Below are 14,678 nucleotides of genomic sequence, written 5' to 3'. Positions count from 1 at the left end.
GGGCCCGCGTCCCGGCGGCCGGATCAGCCGTCCAGGTCGGCGATCCTGGCCGTGGACGGTTCGCGGCGCTGCTGGGCCGCCCGCGCCGTGAAGTCCGCACTGCGCACCACTCGCTGGACGTTTCCCCAGGTCAACAGGGCGAGGTCGGCCTCGGACCAGCCACGGGCGAAGAGCTCGGCGATCAGGTTCGGGTAGCAGGACGCGTCGGCGAGGTCCTGCGGGTGCGCGGCCCCGGAGTCGTAGGTCCCCGAGACGCCGACGCACGCAGGGCCCGCGACCGCCCGGACATGGTCCAGGTGGTCGGCGACGTCCCGGACGGTCGGACCCGCCTGCTCGGCGGTGAGCGGGACCAGGCACACCCCGCCCGCGGCACCCAGTGCGGCGAGGACGTCGTCGGAGAGGTTCGCCGGGTGCGGCCGCAGCGCCCGCGCCGCCGAACGGGTGAACAGGACCGGGGCCTTGGAGGCCGCCAGGGTACGGGCGATGGTGGCGTCCGAGGTCCCGGAGAGGTCGGCGATCACCCCGAGCCGGTTCATCTCGCGCAGCACCTCCTCGCCGAACCTGGTCAGGCCCGCCTGGCTCGCCCAGGAGGCGCCCGCGAGGGTGAGGACCCGGAGGCCGAGGGTGCGCAGGGCGCGCAGGATGCCGAGCGAGTCGCCGAGCGCGGCGGCACCGGCGGGACCCAGCAGAACGGCCACCCGGCCGCAGTGCCGGGCGTCGTTGACCTCGGAGGCGGTGTGCGCCATCCGCAGCCCCTCGGGGTGGGCCTGGACCACCGTGCGCACCAGGTCCAGCTGCTCCAGGGTGGCGCCGACGGCCCGGTCCCCGGCCAGTCCCTCGGGCAGGTGCAGGGACCAGAACAGCGCGCCGACATGCCCCTCCCGCAGCCGCGGCACATCCGTGTCCACCGCGCTCTCGCCCACCTCCAGGTCGAACCACGGCAGGTGGCGCAGCGCCCAGGGCAGACCGCTGTAGCCGTCGGCGACGGGATGACCGGCGAGGAAGCTGCGTGCCCGGGTGAGGGGATCGGTGTCCGTGGCCTCGGCCTCCGGGGCGCTCTCCCGCGCCGAGGCCTCCGGGACGTCCCGGCCCGCGGTCCCGGTCTCCGGGCCGCCCTCCGCCCAGGCGGCGGGCCGGCCGAGCTCCGCCACCTCGGGGGTGGGGTGCAGTTCTTCCTGCAGGTCTGCCATGAGTGGCTCCGTTGGGTGGACGGTGATCGCAGTACCGTCACCGTCGCACGGGGCGCGGGGGAGCTTCCTGGTGGACGGGGCGTTCGGGGGTACGGCCCGTCCACCGGGAAGCGGCGGCGGGAGCGGTCAGCCGTCCAGCTGCTCCAGGGTCGCGTTCGACGGGCCGCGTGTCGCCCGCAGCCCGCGGGCCACGTCCTCGGCCGCGCCCAGCACCCGTACCGCGTTCTGCCAGGTCAGCTTGGCGAGGTCGGCCCGGGACCAGCCACGGGTGAACAGCTCCGCGATCAGGTTCGGATATCCGGCGACGTCGTCGAGACCGTCGGGCGTGAACGCCGTGCCGTCGTAGTCGCCGCCGATGCCGAGGTGGTCGACTCCCGCGACCTCGCGCATGTGGTCGAGGTGGTCCGCCACCGTCGACACCGTGGCGACGGGCCGCGGGTGGGACTCCTCGAACGCCCGGTGGACCTTCATCCCCTCGGGGGTGGTGTCGAGGTGGTGGAGGCCGTGCGCGCGCATGTTCTCGTCGGCCGCCGCCGTCCAGTCGACCGCCGCCTGGAGGACGAACTTCGGCACGAACGTCACCATCGCCACTCCCCCGTTGGCGGGCAGCCGCTCCAGGACGTCGTCCGGGATGTTGCGCGGGTGGTCGCAGACCGCGCGCGAGGAGGAGTGCGAGAAGATCACCGGGGCCGCGGAGGTGTCCAGCGCGTCCCGCATGGTCGTCGCCGCGACGTGCGAGAGGTCGACCAGCATGCCCTCGCGGTTCATCTCGCGGACGACCTCGCGGCCGAAGGCCGACAGCCCGCCGACCGCGGGGACGTCCGTCGCGGAGTCCGCCCAGGCGATGTTGTCGTTGTGGGTGAGCGTCATGTAGCGCACGCCCAGCGCGTACAACGCCCGCAGCGCGCCGAGGGAGTTGTCGATGGAGTGCCCGCCCTCCGCGCCCATGAGCGAGGCGATACGGCCCTCCGACCGCGCGGCCGTCATGTCCGCCGCGGTCAGCGCGGCGCGCAGGTCGGCCGGGTGACGGTCGATCAGCTGCCGTACGCAGTCGATCTGTTCGAGGGTCATGGTGAGCGCGTCGGGCAGGTCCGAGCGGACGTACACCGACCAGTACTGCGCGCCGACCCCGCCCGCGCGCAGCCGCGCCAGGTCGGTGTGCAGGTGGGCGCTCTGGTCGGCGGCGATGTCCCGGGCGCCGAGGTCGTAGCGGACCTGCTCGCGCAGGGCCCAGGGGAGGTCGTTGTGCCCGTCGACCACGGGGAACTCCCGCAGCAGGTCCCGGGCTTCGTCGAAGGATGCCATCCGCGTCACTTCCCGAAGCCGAAGCCGCCGGACGCGCCCTCGACCTTGGCCCGCAGCCGCTTGCCCTTCTCGGTGGCCTGGTCGTTCAGCTCCTGCTGGAAGTCCCGCATGCGGGTGAGGAGTTCCGCGTCGTGGGCGGCGAGGATGCGGGCCGCGAGCAGGCCCGCGTTGCGCGCGCCGCCGACGGAGACGGTCGCGACGGGGACGCCCGCCGGCATCTGCACGATCGACATCAGCGAGTCCATGCCGTCCAGGTACTTCAGCGGGACCGGTACGCCGATGACGGGCAGCGGGGTGACCGAGGCGAGCATGCCGGGCAGATGGGCGGCGCCACCCGCCCCCGCGATGATCGTCTTGAGTCCGCGCCCCGCGGCCTGCTCGCCGTAGGCGATCATCTCGCGCGGCATGCGGTGCGCGGAGACGACGTCGACCTCGTAGGGGATCTCGAACTCGTCGAGGGCCTGCGCGGCGCCCTCCATGACGGGCCAGTCGGAGTCCGACCCCATGACGATGCCTACAACTGGGCTCATTCTGTGATCGTGCCTCTCAGGTAACCGGCTGCGTGGCGGGCGCGCTCGAGGACGTCGTCCAGGTCGTCGCCGTAGGTGTTGACGTGGCCGACCTTGCGGCCGGGCTTCACGTCCTTGCCGTACATGTGGATCTTCAGCTGGGGGTCGCGCGCCATGCAGTGCAGGTACGCGGAGTACATGTCCGGGTAGTCGCCGCCGAGGACGTTGACCATGACCGTCCACCGGGCGCGCGGGCGCGGGTCGCCCAGGGGCAGGTCGAGGACCGCGCGGACGTGGTTGGCGAACTGGGAGGTGATCGCGCCGTCCTGGCTCCAGTGGCCGGAGTTGTGCGGGCGCATGGCCAGTTCGTTGACGAGGATGCCGGGCGTCCCGTCGGGTTCGCGGATCTCGAACAGCTCGACGGCCAGATGGCCGACGACGCCGAGTTCCTTCGCGATGCGCAGGGCGAGCTCCTCGGCCCTGAGGGCCAGCTCCTCCGAGATCCCGGGCGCGGGGGCGATCACCGTGTCGCAGACGCCGCCGACCTGCTGGGACTCGACGACCGGGTAGGCGACCGCCTGGCCGTGCGGCGAGCGGACGACGTTCGCCGCCAGCTCCCGTACGAAGTCGACCTTCTCCTCCGCCAGCACGGGGACGCCGGCGCGGAAGGGTTCGGCCGCCTCCTCCGGGGAGCGGACGAACCAGACCCCCTTGCCGTCGTAGCCGCCGCGGACGGTCTTGAGGATCACCGGGAAACCGTCGCCCTCGGCGCCGGGCGCGAGCCCCTCGGCCGCGAACGCGACGACGTCGGCGACATCGCTCACGATCCGGTGCCGCGGGCACGGCACACCGATCGCGTCGAGCCTGGCGCGCATCACCCCCTTGTCCTGGGCGTGCACGAGCGCGTCGGGCCCGGGGCGGACCGGGATGCCCTCCGCCTCCAGGGCGCGCAGATGCTCGCCGGGTACGTGTTCGTGATCGAAGGTGATCACGTCGCAGCCCCGCGCGAAGTCACGCAGCGTGTCGAGGTCGCGATAGTCGCCGATGACGACATCGCCCACCACTTGCGCCGCGGAGTCCTGAGGGGTGTCACTGAGGAGCTTGAACCTGATGCCGAGCGGGATGCCCGCCTCGTGTGTCATACGAGCGAGCTGCCCCCCGCCGACCATGCCGACTACCGGGAACGTCACCCTCCAAGAGTATCGGCCGCGCGACGGGGAACGGATGCCGCTCTCCGCGGCCCCCGCGCACGCCCGGCGCGCGGGCCGCCCGGTCCGCTGCCGCGCGCCCCTCGGCCGCCTCCGGCCGCCATCCTGGGTGGCCCGTCTTTTCCGTGCCCGTGAGCATGCCCACAGGCAGGGGCGGGAGCCGCTGGTTAGCATGGGCCGGGTTGGGACAACCGAACGACGACCGACCGACAACCCATCGACGGGGGCTGGCGACACCATGGGCAGTGCTTCATCGGGGCTTCGTACGAGGCCCCGCGGCGCGGTTCGCCGCCGGTTCGAACAGCTCCTGCGCGAAGTGGCCAAGTTCGGCGCGGTCGGCGGAGCGGGTCTGCTCGTCAACCTGCTGACCTTCAACCTGGTCCGGCACGCGACCGGACTGCAGGTCGTACGGGCCAGCGTCATCGCCACCGTCGTCGCCATCGTCTTCAACTACGTCGGGTTCCGCTACTTCACGTACCGGGACCGCGACCGCGGCGGCCGCACCCGGGAGATGACCCTCTTCGTGCTGTTCAGCGCGGTCGGACTGGTCATCGAGAACGGCGTGCTGTACGTGGCGACGTACGGTTTCGGCTGGGACAGCCAGCTGCAGAGCAACGTCTTCAAGTTCGTCGGCATCGGCGTCGCGACCCTGTTCCGCTTCTGGTCGTACCGCACCTGGGTGTTCCGCACGCTGCCGGCCGAGGAGCCCGCGGCCGAGCGGCCCGAGCCCGGGGCGGTACGGCCGGCCCGTGCCGTCGCCGACCCGGCCGTGGGGCAGGCCGGTCACGACCGGGCCCCGGCCAGGGCCCGGGCCAACTGACCGGCCGGCACCCCCGGCGCGCCGCCCACGGACTTTCGGGGCGCGCTGTCGCACCCGGGCCCCGCGCTACCGGACCGTCGGCTCCTCGTCGTCCACCAGCGGGGGCCGCTTCAGCGGTGTACGGGACAGGAACAGGCCGAACACCGGCGGCTGCGCCTGCAGCATCTCCAGACGGCCGCCGTCGGCCTCCGCGAGGTCGCGGGCGACCGCGAGGCCGATGCCGGTGGAGTTGCGGCCGCTGATCGTGCGCTCGAAGATGCGGGCGCCCAGGTCGGTGGGGACCCCGGGCCCCTCGTCGGTGACCTCGACGACGGCCTGGTTGCCGGTGACCCGGGTCCGCAGGGCGACGGTGCCGCCGCCGTGCATGAGCGAGTTCTCGATCAGCGCGGCGAGCACCTGCGCGACCGCGCCCGGGGTGCCGACCGCCCGCAGGTGCCGCTTGCCGGAGCTGACGATGGCCCGGCCGGCGCTGCGGTAGGCCGGGCGCCACTCCTCCAGCTGCTGCTTGATGACCTCGTCGAGGTCGAAGGAGACGGCGGAGCCCGTACGGGGGTCGCGGGCGTTGGTCAGCAGCCGCTCGACGACGTCCGTGAGCCGCTCCACCTGGGTGAGCGCGATCGTCGCCTCCTCCTTCACGATGTCCGGGTCGTCCGTGAGGGTGATTTCCTCCAGCCGCATCGACAGGGCGGTGAGGGGCGTACGGAGCTGGTGGGAGGCGTCGGCGGCGAGGCGGCGCTCGGCGGTCAGCATCCGCGCGATGCGCTCCGCGCTGCCGTCCAGGACGTCCGCGACCCGGTCGAGCTCCGGGACGCCGTAGCGCTTGTGGCGGGGACGGGGGTCGCCGGAGCCGAGCCGCTCCGCGGTCTCCGCGAGGTCGGTGAGCGGGGACGCCAGCCGGTTGGCCTGGCGGACGGCGAGCAGCACGGCCGCGATGATCGCGAGCAGGGCGACCGCCGCGATGATCAGGAGCGTGCGGCCGACCTCGCGGGTCACGGCCGAGCGGGGCTCCTGGACGACGACCGTCTCGCCCTCCTCGCCCTTGGCCGTGGAGTGGATGACGTCGCCGCTGGGCTGGACGCCGACCTCGATGGGGGTCCGGCCGGGGACCCGGATCACCGCGTAACGGTCCTCCGCGACCTGGTTCCTGAGGATCTCCGCGTCGATGTGCTCCTCGCCGAGGATGCGGCTGTCCACGATGCTCGCGAGGCGCAGGGCCTCGGAGTCCACGCGTTCCTGGGCGCTGTTGCTGATGGTGCGGGTCTCGACGATCACGAGGGAGACGCCGAAGACGGCGATCACCACGAGGACGACGGCGAGGGTGGACTGGATGAGGCGGCGACGCACGGGGCCCTCCGGGCGGGTGGCTGTACGGGGACCAGTGTGCACTGTCGTGGTGGCGGACGGGGTTTCCCGCCCCCGCCGCCCTTACCCGTCCCGTCCCCGGGGCTCCACCCCGGACCCCCGCCAGGGGCGCTGCGCCCCCTGGACCCCAGCCGTCGCCCGAAGGGCTCGTCCTCAAACGCCGGACGGGCTGGAGATGCGCGCCCGCGCCGGCCACCAGCTCATCAGCGCCGGCCTGCACGAACAGCCCGTCCCGGCGTTCGAGGACGAGGCCGTCCAGGCCGAACGGGGGTCTGGGGGCGGAGCCCCCAGGGCCGGGGACGCGGCGCGCGTCAGCTCTTCTCGAAGCGGAAACCCACACCCCGTACCGTCGCGATGTACCGCGGATTCGCCGCGTCGTCACCGAGCTTCTTGCGGAGCCAGGAGATGTGCATGTCGAGGGTCTTGGTGGACGACCACCACGTGGTGTCCCAGACCTCGCGCATGAGCTGGTCCCGGGTGACGACCCGTCCCGCGTCCCGGACCAGCACCCGCAGCAGGTCGAACTCCTTGGCCGTGAGCTGGAGTTCCTCGTCGCCCATCCAGGCCCGGTGGGACTCGACGTCGATCCGCACCCCGTGCGTGGCGGGCGGCTGCTGCGGCTCCGCGGCACCGCGCCGGAGCAGCGCCCGGACGCGGGCGAGCAGTTCGGCGAGGCGGAACGGCTTGGTCACGTAGTCGTCGGCGCCCGCGTCGAGACCGACGACGGTGTCCACCTCGTCGGCGCGCGCGGTCAGGATGAGGATGGGGACGGTATGGCCTTCGGCACGGAGTCGGCGGGCCACTTCGAGGCCGTCCATTCCGGGCAGCCCGAGGTCCAGGACGACCAGATCGACGCCGCCCTGCATCCCGGCGTCGAGCGCGGTGGGTCCGTCCTCGCGCACTTCGACCTCGTAACCCTCCCGGCGCAGGGCACGGGCCAGCGGCTCCGAGATGGACGCGTCGTCCTCGGCGAGCAGTACACGGGTCATGGGGTGATGGTAGTCCGCCTCGGTCAGCGCCTGTGGTGTGATCGGCAACCGGAATTCTTACCTGGGAGCCGTCGAGGAGCCGCCTTCGGCTGTGGGAAGCGATCTTGGGTGAAACCTTCGAATGCACTTCCGTGGTTCCATTATTACCTGTGATCCATCTCTCAAGTCCTTTCATATGCCGCATTGACATGTCGTATGGTGACCAGACGCCTGTAGCACCGCACGGGGACCTTTGGCGCGTTACGTGACGCTGAGGGTCCTTTTGTGTGCGGGCCGGTATCTTCGCCGGCCCCGAAAGGAATGACCTGTGGCCGGGCCCGAGCGCATCGACGCGTGACGGGCGTGGATCCCGGTGGTCGCCGTCCGCCGCTTCGCCATCCGGAGCGGAATCCCCGTGGGCGTGGGGTCGGACGGGTCGGACCTCGCCGGTGCCGGCCGCCCCCCACCGGGCGCGCGACGCTCCAGCAGCGCGTCCCGACCAGCAAGGAACGACCATGGCGTCCAGCCTGACGAAGGACTCGGTCACTCCGGGCACCCCCGGTTCCGAGAAGACCTTCTTCGGCCACCCCCGCGGACTGGCCACTCTCTTCATGACCGAGATGTGGGAGCGTTTCTCCTACTACGGCATGAAGGCTCTGCTCCCGCTGTACCTGGTGGCACCGGGCGGCCTGCACATGAGCGCGGCCACAGCGACCGCGATCTACTCCGTGTACCTGTCCCTGGTGTACCTGCTCGCCCTGCCGGGCGGCTGGTTCGCCGACCGCGTGCTCGGTCCCCGCAAGACGGTCGCCGTCGCGGGCCTGATCATCATGCTGGGCCACCTCACGCTGGCCCTGCCCACCTCCGGCACCTTCTTCGCGGGCCTCGGCCTGGTGGCCGTGGGATCCGGTCTGCTCAAGGCCAACATCTCCACGATGGTCGGCCACCTCTACGACGGCCCGGACGACGCGCGCCGTGACGGCGGCTTCACGCTCTTCTACATCGGCATCAACCTGGGCGCCTTCATCGCGCCGCTGGTGATCGGCACCGTCGGTGAGAACGTGAACTGGCACCTGGGCTTCGCGATCGCCGCACTCGGCATGGCCCTGGGTCTGGCCCAGTACCTGCTGGGCGGCCGTCACCTGAGCCCGCGCTCACAGGAGGTCCCCACGCCCCTGTCGGCCGAGGAGAAAGCCGCGACGCTGCGCAAGTCGGCGTTCTGGGCGGCCGTCGCCGTCGTCTTCTACGCGATCGTCGGTTTCTCGGGCCACTACACGCTGAACTGGCTGCTGGTCCCGATCACCGTCGCCGGTCTGGTCATCCCGGTCATGGTCATCGGCCGTATCAAGCGGGACAAGTCCCTGAACCGCGCCGAGCAGTCGAAGATGTCCGCGTACATCTGGTTCTTCGTCGCCGCGGCCGTCTTCTGGATGATCTACGACCAGGGCGGCTCGACCATGTCGATCTTCGCCGAATCGTCCGCCAAGAACACCATCTTCGGCTGGGACTTCCCGGTCTCCTGGTACCAGTCGGTCAACCCGGTCATGATCATGGCGCTGGCCCCGGTCTTCGCCTGGGCCTGGCTGGCGCTGAACAAGCGCGGCAAGGAGCCGAGCACCGCCACGAAGTTCGCCTCCGGCCTGATCCTGGTCGGCGCGTCGTTCTTCCTCTTCCTGGCCCCGCTGACGATCGCCGAGGGCGGTCACAAGGCGGCCGCGATGTGGCTGGTGGCGATCTACTTCGTGCAGACCGTCGGTGAGCTGACGCTCTCCCCGGTGGGTCTGTCGGTCACCACGAAGATGGCGCCCGCGAAGTACGCCTCCCAGATGATGGGTGTCTGGTTCCTGGCGGTCACCGCCGGTGACGCCACGACCGGTCTGCTGTCCATCGCCGAGGTCGACCTCAACAAGACGGGCATCGTCGCCCTGGAGGCCACGCTCGCCGTGGTCGCCGGTGTCGCGGTCTGGATGTACCGCAAGCGGGTCAAGGAACTGATGGGCGACGTCAACTGACGCACGCTCGCCGGGGTTTCCCCGGGGCCGACGCCTTGCTCCCGGAGGGCCACCGCACCACGAACGGCGCGGTGGCCCTCCGGCGTTCCCCGGCCCGGGCGGGGGGACCGTCAGCGCGGGTGACGGCGGGGCAGGAACGTGAAGACCGCTCCGCCGAGCAGGATCACCGTTCCGGCGACCAGCCCCAGTGCCTCGAGCGCGCCGCCGCTGTCGGAGCCCGTCTCCGCGAGGCCGCCGGACGTCGACGCGGACCCGGACGACGTACCGCCGGAGGCGGCGGACCCGCCACCGCCCGACGCCCCGCCCTCCTGCCGTGTGGTGTCCAGGGTCAGGGAGACCTCCGACGTCGCCGGGGTGCAGGTCGTGGTCGTGCCGAGCGCCGCCACCGTCAGCACTCCGGGCGCCAGGGTGGAGCGACCGCTCGCGCCGGGCTTGTACGTACCCGTGAGGTCGGGGATCTCGATCGGGTCGCCGGACTTGATCGGCTGGGCGTTGGCCGGCCCCTCGACATGGACCGTGCCCTTGTCCGCTCCGCCCAGGACCACCTCCATCGACGGTTTGACCGAGTCCGCCGGGATGTCGGCCGGACTGTCCATCACGGACTTCTTGAACCGGACCGTGAGATCGAATCCGCCGCCGTTCCGCCGTGCGTCGATCTGCACGGGAGAGGTGGCGTTCTTGTCCCCGATCGGCGTCTTGCACGCGTAGGCGACGGGGACCTCCTTGCCGGTGAAGTCCGTCTGTCCTCCGCTGTCGCCGGGGCTCGCCGACGCCGATCCGGTGGGCTGCGCCGTCCCCGTGCCGGAGGGAGTGCCCGAAGGGGTCGGGGTGGGGGTCGGCGTGGGGGTCGGTGCCGGCGTCGACGAGGACGCGGTCACCTCGATCGTCGCCGCCGCCCGCACCGTCTCCGTCGGCGCGCACTTCGTGTCCGTCGAGAAGGCGTTGATGCTGTACGCGTCCGGGGTCAGCGTGACCGTGCCGGGCGCCGTCAGCTTCAGGGTGCCCTTCATGTCGGAGAGCACCATGGCCCCGCCCTTGGGTATGGCCGGATTCTCACGGGGGCCCCGCATCGCGAGGTCCGCGGTCTGGGCACCGGCCGCCTTGAGCGTGCCGCTCGGCTGGACCGAGTCGGCCGGGAGGTCGATGAGGTCGGGGTTCTTGGAGGCGGCCCGGGTGAACTTCCAGACCACTTCGACCTCGTCGCCCACGCTCGCCGCCGCGGGCGCGGTGATCTGCACCTCGGTGGTGCCCTCGACGGGGTCCAGGCCGGAGGCCGCGGGCGGCACGCACCGGGTCGCGTACGACACCCCGGCCGCCTGCGCGGGGGCCGCCGCGACACCCACCAGAAGGCCCGCGCCGGCCAGCATCAGCGCGAACCCGGCCGCGCCCGCCCGCCGGCCGGGCCGGGAGACCGTCCTCCGTCCGCCCGAGGGGGCGCCTCTCCGCCCTCCCGCGGACGCAACTCTCCATCGCGTACTCACGTGTTCCCCTTCGTCGTCGGGCTGTTCCCTTGCGGTGCGGAGAGCCGGCCGTCCGCCGTACCGCCGGGACCGTCGTCCGGCGTGAACCACGGCAGGGTCGGGGTCGTCGCGTTCCTCGGCGCGTGGCTCCCGGCCCCGGCGGGCTCCGTCGCCTCCGGCGCGGAACCCGGTGGCGCGGACGGCGTGGTGCGGGACCCGCGCGGTCCCGGCAGCCGGAGCGTGAGGCCGGGCAGTCGCAGGCCCCGGTGCCGGCGGGCCCGGCGCGCCGGACGCCGCGGCCGGACCCGGTCCACCACGGCCATTCCGATCCGGAAGACCGCCGCCGGGACGACCACGGCGAGCAGGATCCAGAAGAGCGTCACCCCCCAGGGCCTGCCCACGCCCCACGGCTGCTCGGCGAGCACCTTCCCCCCGTACCGCAGCGAGACCGTGTAGTCGCCGTGCGCCCCGGCCGCGAGTTCGACCGGGAGGGTGATCCGTGCCTTTCCGCCGGGCGCGACCGTGCCGCGCCACTGCTGGTCCTCCCACTGCGGCGCGAACACCCCGTGCGAGGTGCCGATCTGGAAGACGGGGTCCTTGACGGAGGCGGTACCGAGGTTGCCGACGGTGAAGACGAGGTGCCGGGCGGGCGGCGCGCCGAACCAGGTCAGCACTCCGCCGGAGCCGTCCAGCCGGGTGTCGGTGAGGACCGCCAGACGTCCGGCGCCGGACTCCTTCGGCAGCGGTTCGAGGGGGTGACCCGCGACCGTGAGGACGGCGTCGGCCGCCGCCTGTGCCCCCGTGACGGCGGCGACGTGCACGACGCACGGGCACGGCGCGGGCGGCTCGGTGACGGGGAGTCTCTTCTCGAAGTCCCCCTTCGCGTCGGTGGTGACGGCCCGGCCGTCCGCGTTGGCGCAGGAGTTGGTGCCGCCGATCACCCCGCGGGACGGTACGGCCCGCCCGCAGACCAGCAGCGTGAGCAGCGTCCCCGGCCGCCATCCGCTGCCGGTCACGGTGACCGAACCACCCGCCCCGGCCTCGGAGGTGGAGAGTCTCACCGCCGGGCCCCCGGCCGCGGACCCGAGGGACACGGCGGCCGTCCCCGTCACGGGGACCAGGAGCAGCGCGACCGCCACCGCCCGCACCGCCGCGCGTGCCCCGCCACCGACGAACCTCACGACACCGCCCCCGTCCGCGCCTCTTCCGTCCGCGCCTCTTCCGTACGCGCCGCCTCGAAACGCGCCGCTTGCGTACGCGCCGCCTCGGAACGCGCCGCCTCGGAACGCGCTTCCGGACGCGCCGGCGCGCACGTCCCGTCGTCCGTCGCGCGATGCCCGCGCCGCCGTGCGACGAGCAGCGCGGCCACCGCCGCGAGGCCGCATCCGGCACCCGTCACCGCGCTCCAGGGCACGAACCTCACCCGCGTCGAGGCGGTGGCCCGCACCCCTCCCGCCGCCGTCACCGTGAGCCGGACGTCGACCGCGTCCAGCACCGGAGGGTCGGGCCACGGTTCGGTGAGCGTCGTCCGGCGGCCCGGCGGGAGCTCGACGGGCAGGGTCCGCGGCGGACGGTCGAGAACCCTGCCGAGGACCCCGTCGGCCCGTACCGCGAGCCTCGGGGTGAGCACGGTGTTGCCGCGGTTGACCAGCTCGTACGAGACGCGTCCGCCCCCGAACGTGACGTGCTCGACGGTGAGCGCCGGCAGTGCCGGTCCGCCGACCCGGAGCCGTATCCGCACCACCGAGGAGCGGCCCCCGGCGCTCGCGACGATCGCCCCCGGACGGTCGCCCGGGGACGCGCCCGGTGGAACGCTCACGCTGAACGGCACGTCGGCGCGGGTGTGCGCCGGCACCCGTACGGACACCGTGCCGGCCGCCGCCCGGTGTCCCCGCCGCTCCTCGGCGAAGGCGATCCAGGCGCCGGTGCCGGCTCCCCCGCCGGTGGTGCGGACGGTGGGACCGCCGCGCCCGGTGGTCGCGGCGTCCGCGCCGCGCAGCCGGACCGTCAGCGGCCGCGCGCCCGGGTTGAGCACGGAGACGGTGTCCTGGAGAACCGTGCCGGGTGTGCCCTCCGCGTACACGTACGGCCGCCCGGTGCCCGTGCCCGCGGACGGCACGACGGACCAGCCGGCCTCCCCCGCGACGGCCGGCGGCACCGTCAGCGACAGCAGCAGGCCGACGGCACAGCACAGAACACGGGCGTGGGACATCGGCGGCTCCTGGTCGTCGGGCGGGGCGACGCGTCAGCGGCGTGCCGCCTGGTGCCTGCGCGTCAGCCACAGCGTGCCCGCGGCGCCCGCGAGCAGGACCGTGCCGCCGAGCGTGCCGAGGGCCGTCGCCGAATCGGCGGGGCCGGTCTGCGGGAGTTGCCCGCCGGAGTCGGAACCCGTCCCGCCCGACCCTCCGGACCCGCCCGATCCACCGGACCCTCCGGACCCGCCCGATCCGCCCGTCCCGGAGCCGCCGACCGCGGCCGTGACGTCGAGGGTCAGCGAGGGACCCGGGTTGTTGGTGGGCGTGCAGGTGGTCGTCGTACCGAGTGCCTTGATGGTCAGCACGCCCGCCGTGAAGGTGACCTTGCCGCTCTTGGACGGGGTGTACGTCCCGCTCAGATCGCTGATCTTGATGGGGGTGTTCGCCGGGATCGCGGCCGCGTTGGCCGGGCCGCTCACCGCGACCGTGCCGCTGTCCGCGCCGCCCACCTTGATGACCGCGCTCGGGCTCATCGCGCCCTTGCCCAGTTCGACCGGGCTGGAGGAGACGCCCTTCTGCCAGGACATGGTGAGCTTGTAGGCGCTGCCGCTGCGGACGCTCCTGATGTCGATGGGCGAGACGGCGCTCTTGTCGCCGATCGGCGTCTTGCACTGGTAGTCGACGTTCACCACGGCGGCCAGGGCGCCCGGGGCGGCCATCAGCACCGCCGAGCCGGCCAGGGCCGCGGCGAGCGCGAACGCGGCGGTTCGTTTCGGGTACGTCCGGTTCGGCACGGCCTGCCCCTCACTCCCGACAGATTTCTGACGGAACATCAGATCGGCCGTCAAGGTACGCCCGGGGCCTTGTGGAGGGAAGACAAAGCGCGCGCCGGATCTGTGGAGATCCGGCGCGCGTGCGGCAGCGTACGGGGACGTCTTATGACCGCGGGTAACTCCTGGTGGAGGTCAGGCGGGTGCCCCGAGTTCCGCCCATACGGTCTTGCCGGCGACACCCGGGGCGCGGACGACTCCCCAGTCCAGGCACAGCCGCTGCACGATGAACATGCCGTGACCGCCGGGCCGTCCGGCGCGGTGCGGGGTGCGCGGGGCCGGCTGGCCGGTGCCCCGGTCGGAGACCTCGACCCGCAGCACCTTGTTGTCGCAGCTGATCCGGAGCTCGTCCGGACCCTCGGCGTGCAGACAGGCGTTGGTGACCAGCTCCGAGACGACCAGCAGGACGTCCTCGGCGGCTGCCCGCCGGTCGGCGCCCGCGGCGGGCAGCCAGCCCCACGCGTGCAGCGCCTGACGGGCGAAGTCGCGGGCGAGCGGCACGACGCCGCTCTCGCCCTCGAAGCTCAGCCTGCGGGCCGACCGGCCGACGGACCGGACGCCCGCGTCACCCGCGGACACCGTCACGGACACACCGTCGGCGGTCGGGGCCACCGGGCCGGACACGCTCACGCCGTCTCCCGACAGCCCGGAAGCGCCGCCGTCGCCCGACTCGGGGCCGCGGTCGCCCGGCGAGTAGGGCCGGGTGGTGCTCATCAGCGCTTCACCTCACCGATCCACCAGTATCGCGATTCAAGACGTTTCAAGACTCAGTACTCAGCATGTGCTACGCACGCCAGGGGCTTCCGTACTCAGGGCATC

At 72.9% G+C, this 14,678-nt stretch carries 13 protein-coding genes; 2 read left to right on the top strand and 11 right to left on the bottom strand.

The window, feature by feature from the left end; translation table 11 throughout:
- Window positions 1-23 precede the first annotated feature (23 nt).
- The 4 genes from OG776_RS25010 to OG776_RS24995 all read right to left on the bottom strand — a co-directional run bounded on the left by OG776_RS25010 (window position 24) and on the right by OG776_RS24995 (window position 4,173).
- Window positions 24-1,190 (bottom strand): dipeptidase, encoded by a 1,167-nt coding sequence (locus tag OG776_RS25010; RefSeq protein WP_148008733.1) that lies wholly within the window; start codon window positions 1,188-1,190, stop codon window positions 24-26.
- Window positions 1,191-1,316: 126 nt separating this feature from the next.
- A complete protein-coding gene (locus OG776_RS25005; RefSeq protein WP_148008734.1) occupies window positions 1,317-2,495 on the bottom strand; it encodes a dipeptidase in 1,179 nt (392 codons plus the stop codon).
- 5 nt (window positions 2,496-2,500) lie between these two features.
- Window positions 2,501-3,025 (bottom strand): 5-(carboxyamino)imidazole ribonucleotide mutase, encoded by a 525-nt coding sequence (purE, locus tag OG776_RS25000; RefSeq protein WP_148008735.1) that lies wholly within the window; start codon window positions 3,023-3,025, stop codon window positions 2,501-2,503.
- Window positions 3,022-4,173, bottom strand: a complete 1,152-nt coding sequence (locus OG776_RS24995) for a 5-(carboxyamino)imidazole ribonucleotide synthase (RefSeq protein WP_410093179.1) — start codon at window positions 4,171-4,173, stop codon at window positions 3,022-3,024. The genes purE and OG776_RS24995 overlap by 4 nt, the downstream gene beginning before the upstream one ends.
- A gap of 277 nt (window positions 4,174-4,450) precedes the next feature.
- On the opposite strand from OG776_RS24995, the gene OG776_RS24990 reads away from it, so the two are divergent.
- The gene (locus OG776_RS24990; RefSeq protein ID WP_148008736.1) at window positions 4,451-5,032 is read left to right on the top strand and encodes a GtrA family protein; all 582 of its coding nucleotides are present in this window, start codon (window positions 4,451-4,453) and stop codon (window positions 5,030-5,032) included.
- A gap of 66 nt (window positions 5,033-5,098) precedes the next feature.
- On the opposite strand, the gene OG776_RS24985 is transcribed toward OG776_RS24990, so the two are convergent.
- Window positions 5,099-6,376, bottom strand: a complete 1,278-nt coding sequence (locus OG776_RS24985) for an ATP-binding protein (protein WP_148008737.1) — start codon at window positions 6,374-6,376, stop codon at window positions 5,099-5,101.
- Window positions 6,377-6,705: 329 nt separating this feature from the next.
- Window positions 6,706-7,383 (bottom strand): response regulator transcription factor, encoded by a 678-nt coding sequence (locus tag OG776_RS24980; protein WP_018566970.1) that lies wholly within the window; start codon window positions 7,381-7,383, stop codon window positions 6,706-6,708.
- A 494-nt stretch (window positions 7,384-7,877) separates the two neighbouring features.
- Between OG776_RS24980 and OG776_RS24975 the strand changes: the two genes are divergently transcribed.
- Window positions 7,878-9,374, top strand: coding sequence for an oligopeptide:H+ symporter (locus tag OG776_RS24975; RefSeq protein WP_148008738.1), 1,497 nt, complete (start codon window positions 7,878-7,880; stop codon window positions 9,372-9,374).
- Between the two features lie 110 nt (window positions 9,375-9,484).
- On the opposite strand, the gene OG776_RS24970 is transcribed toward OG776_RS24975, so the two are convergent.
- The 5 genes from OG776_RS24970 to OG776_RS24950 form a co-directional block, all read right to left on the bottom strand.
- A complete protein-coding gene (locus tag OG776_RS24970) occupies window positions 9,485-10,741 on the bottom strand; it encodes a hypothetical protein (RefSeq protein WP_329323756.1) in 1,257 nt (418 codons plus the stop codon).
- A 110-nt stretch (window positions 10,742-10,851) separates the two neighbouring features.
- Window positions 10,852-12,015 carry a hypothetical protein gene (locus OG776_RS24965; RefSeq protein ID WP_187285575.1) on the bottom strand — a complete coding sequence of 388 codons (1,164 nt, stop codon included), beginning with the start codon at window positions 12,013-12,015 and terminating at the stop codon, window positions 10,852-10,854.
- The gene (locus tag OG776_RS24960; protein WP_187285576.1) at window positions 12,012-13,046 is read right to left on the bottom strand and encodes a COG1470 family protein; all 1,035 of its coding nucleotides are present in this window, start codon (window positions 13,044-13,046) and stop codon (window positions 12,012-12,014) included. The genes OG776_RS24965 and OG776_RS24960 overlap by 4 nt, the downstream gene beginning before the upstream one ends.
- 33 nt (window positions 13,047-13,079) lie before the next feature.
- Entirely contained in the window at window positions 13,080-13,862 is a 783-nt protein-coding gene (locus OG776_RS24955) for an LPXTG cell wall anchor domain-containing protein (RefSeq protein WP_329322553.1), read from the bottom strand.
- 132 nt (window positions 13,863-13,994) lie between these two features.
- On the bottom strand, window positions 13,995-14,573 hold the full coding sequence (locus tag OG776_RS24950; protein ID WP_148008739.1) for an ATP-binding protein: 579 nt from the start codon (window positions 14,571-14,573) through the stop codon (window positions 13,995-13,997).
- Window positions 14,574-14,678: the final 105 nt, after the last annotated feature.

Source organism: Streptomyces sp. NBC_01689 (assembly GCF_036250675.1).
Lineage (GTDB): Bacteria > Actinomycetota > Actinomycetes > Streptomycetales > Streptomycetaceae > Streptomyces.
Note: the sequence above shows the minus strand (reverse complement) of the source record. Positions and strands in the feature narration are given on the sequence as shown.

Excerpts from the sequence above, each read along its gene's own strand:
- OG776_RS25010 (WP_148008733.1), bottom strand. The coding sequence starts at position 1,190 with ATGGCAGACCTGCAGGAAGAACTGCACCCCACCCCCGAGGTGGCGGAG.
- OG776_RS25005 (WP_148008734.1), bottom strand. The coding sequence starts at position 2,495 with ATGGCATCCTTCGACGAAGCCCGGGACCTGCTGCGGGAGTTCCCCGTG.
- purE (WP_148008735.1), bottom strand. The coding sequence starts at position 3,025 with ATGAGCCCAGTTGTAGGCATCGTCATGGGGTCGGACTCCGACTGGCCC.
- OG776_RS24995 (WP_410093179.1), bottom strand. The coding sequence starts at position 4,173 with ATGGTCGGCGGGGGGCAGCTCGCTCGTATGACACACGAGGCGGGCATC.
- OG776_RS24990 (WP_148008736.1), top strand. The coding sequence starts at position 4,451 with ATGGGCAGTGCTTCATCGGGGCTTCGTACGAGGCCCCGCGGCGCGGTT.
- OG776_RS24980 (WP_018566970.1), bottom strand. The coding sequence starts at position 7,383 with ATGACCCGTGTACTGCTCGCCGAGGACGACGCGTCCATCTCGGAGCCG.
- OG776_RS24975 (WP_148008738.1), top strand. The coding sequence starts at position 7,878 with ATGGCGTCCAGCCTGACGAAGGACTCGGTCACTCCGGGCACCCCCGGT.
- OG776_RS24970 (WP_329323756.1), bottom strand. The coding sequence starts at position 10,741 with ATGCTGGCCGGCGCGGGCCTTCTGGTGGGTGTCGCGGCGGCCCCCGCG.
- OG776_RS24960 (WP_187285576.1), bottom strand. The coding sequence starts at position 13,046 with ATGTCCCACGCCCGTGTTCTGTGCTGTGCCGTCGGCCTGCTGCTGTCG.
- OG776_RS24955 (WP_329322553.1), bottom strand. The coding sequence starts at position 13,862 with ATGTTCCGTCAGAAATCTGTCGGGAGTGAGGGGCAGGCCGTGCCGAAC.
- OG776_RS24950 (WP_148008739.1), bottom strand. The coding sequence starts at position 14,573 with ATGAGCACCACCCGGCCCTACTCGCCGGGCGACCGCGGCCCCGAGTCG.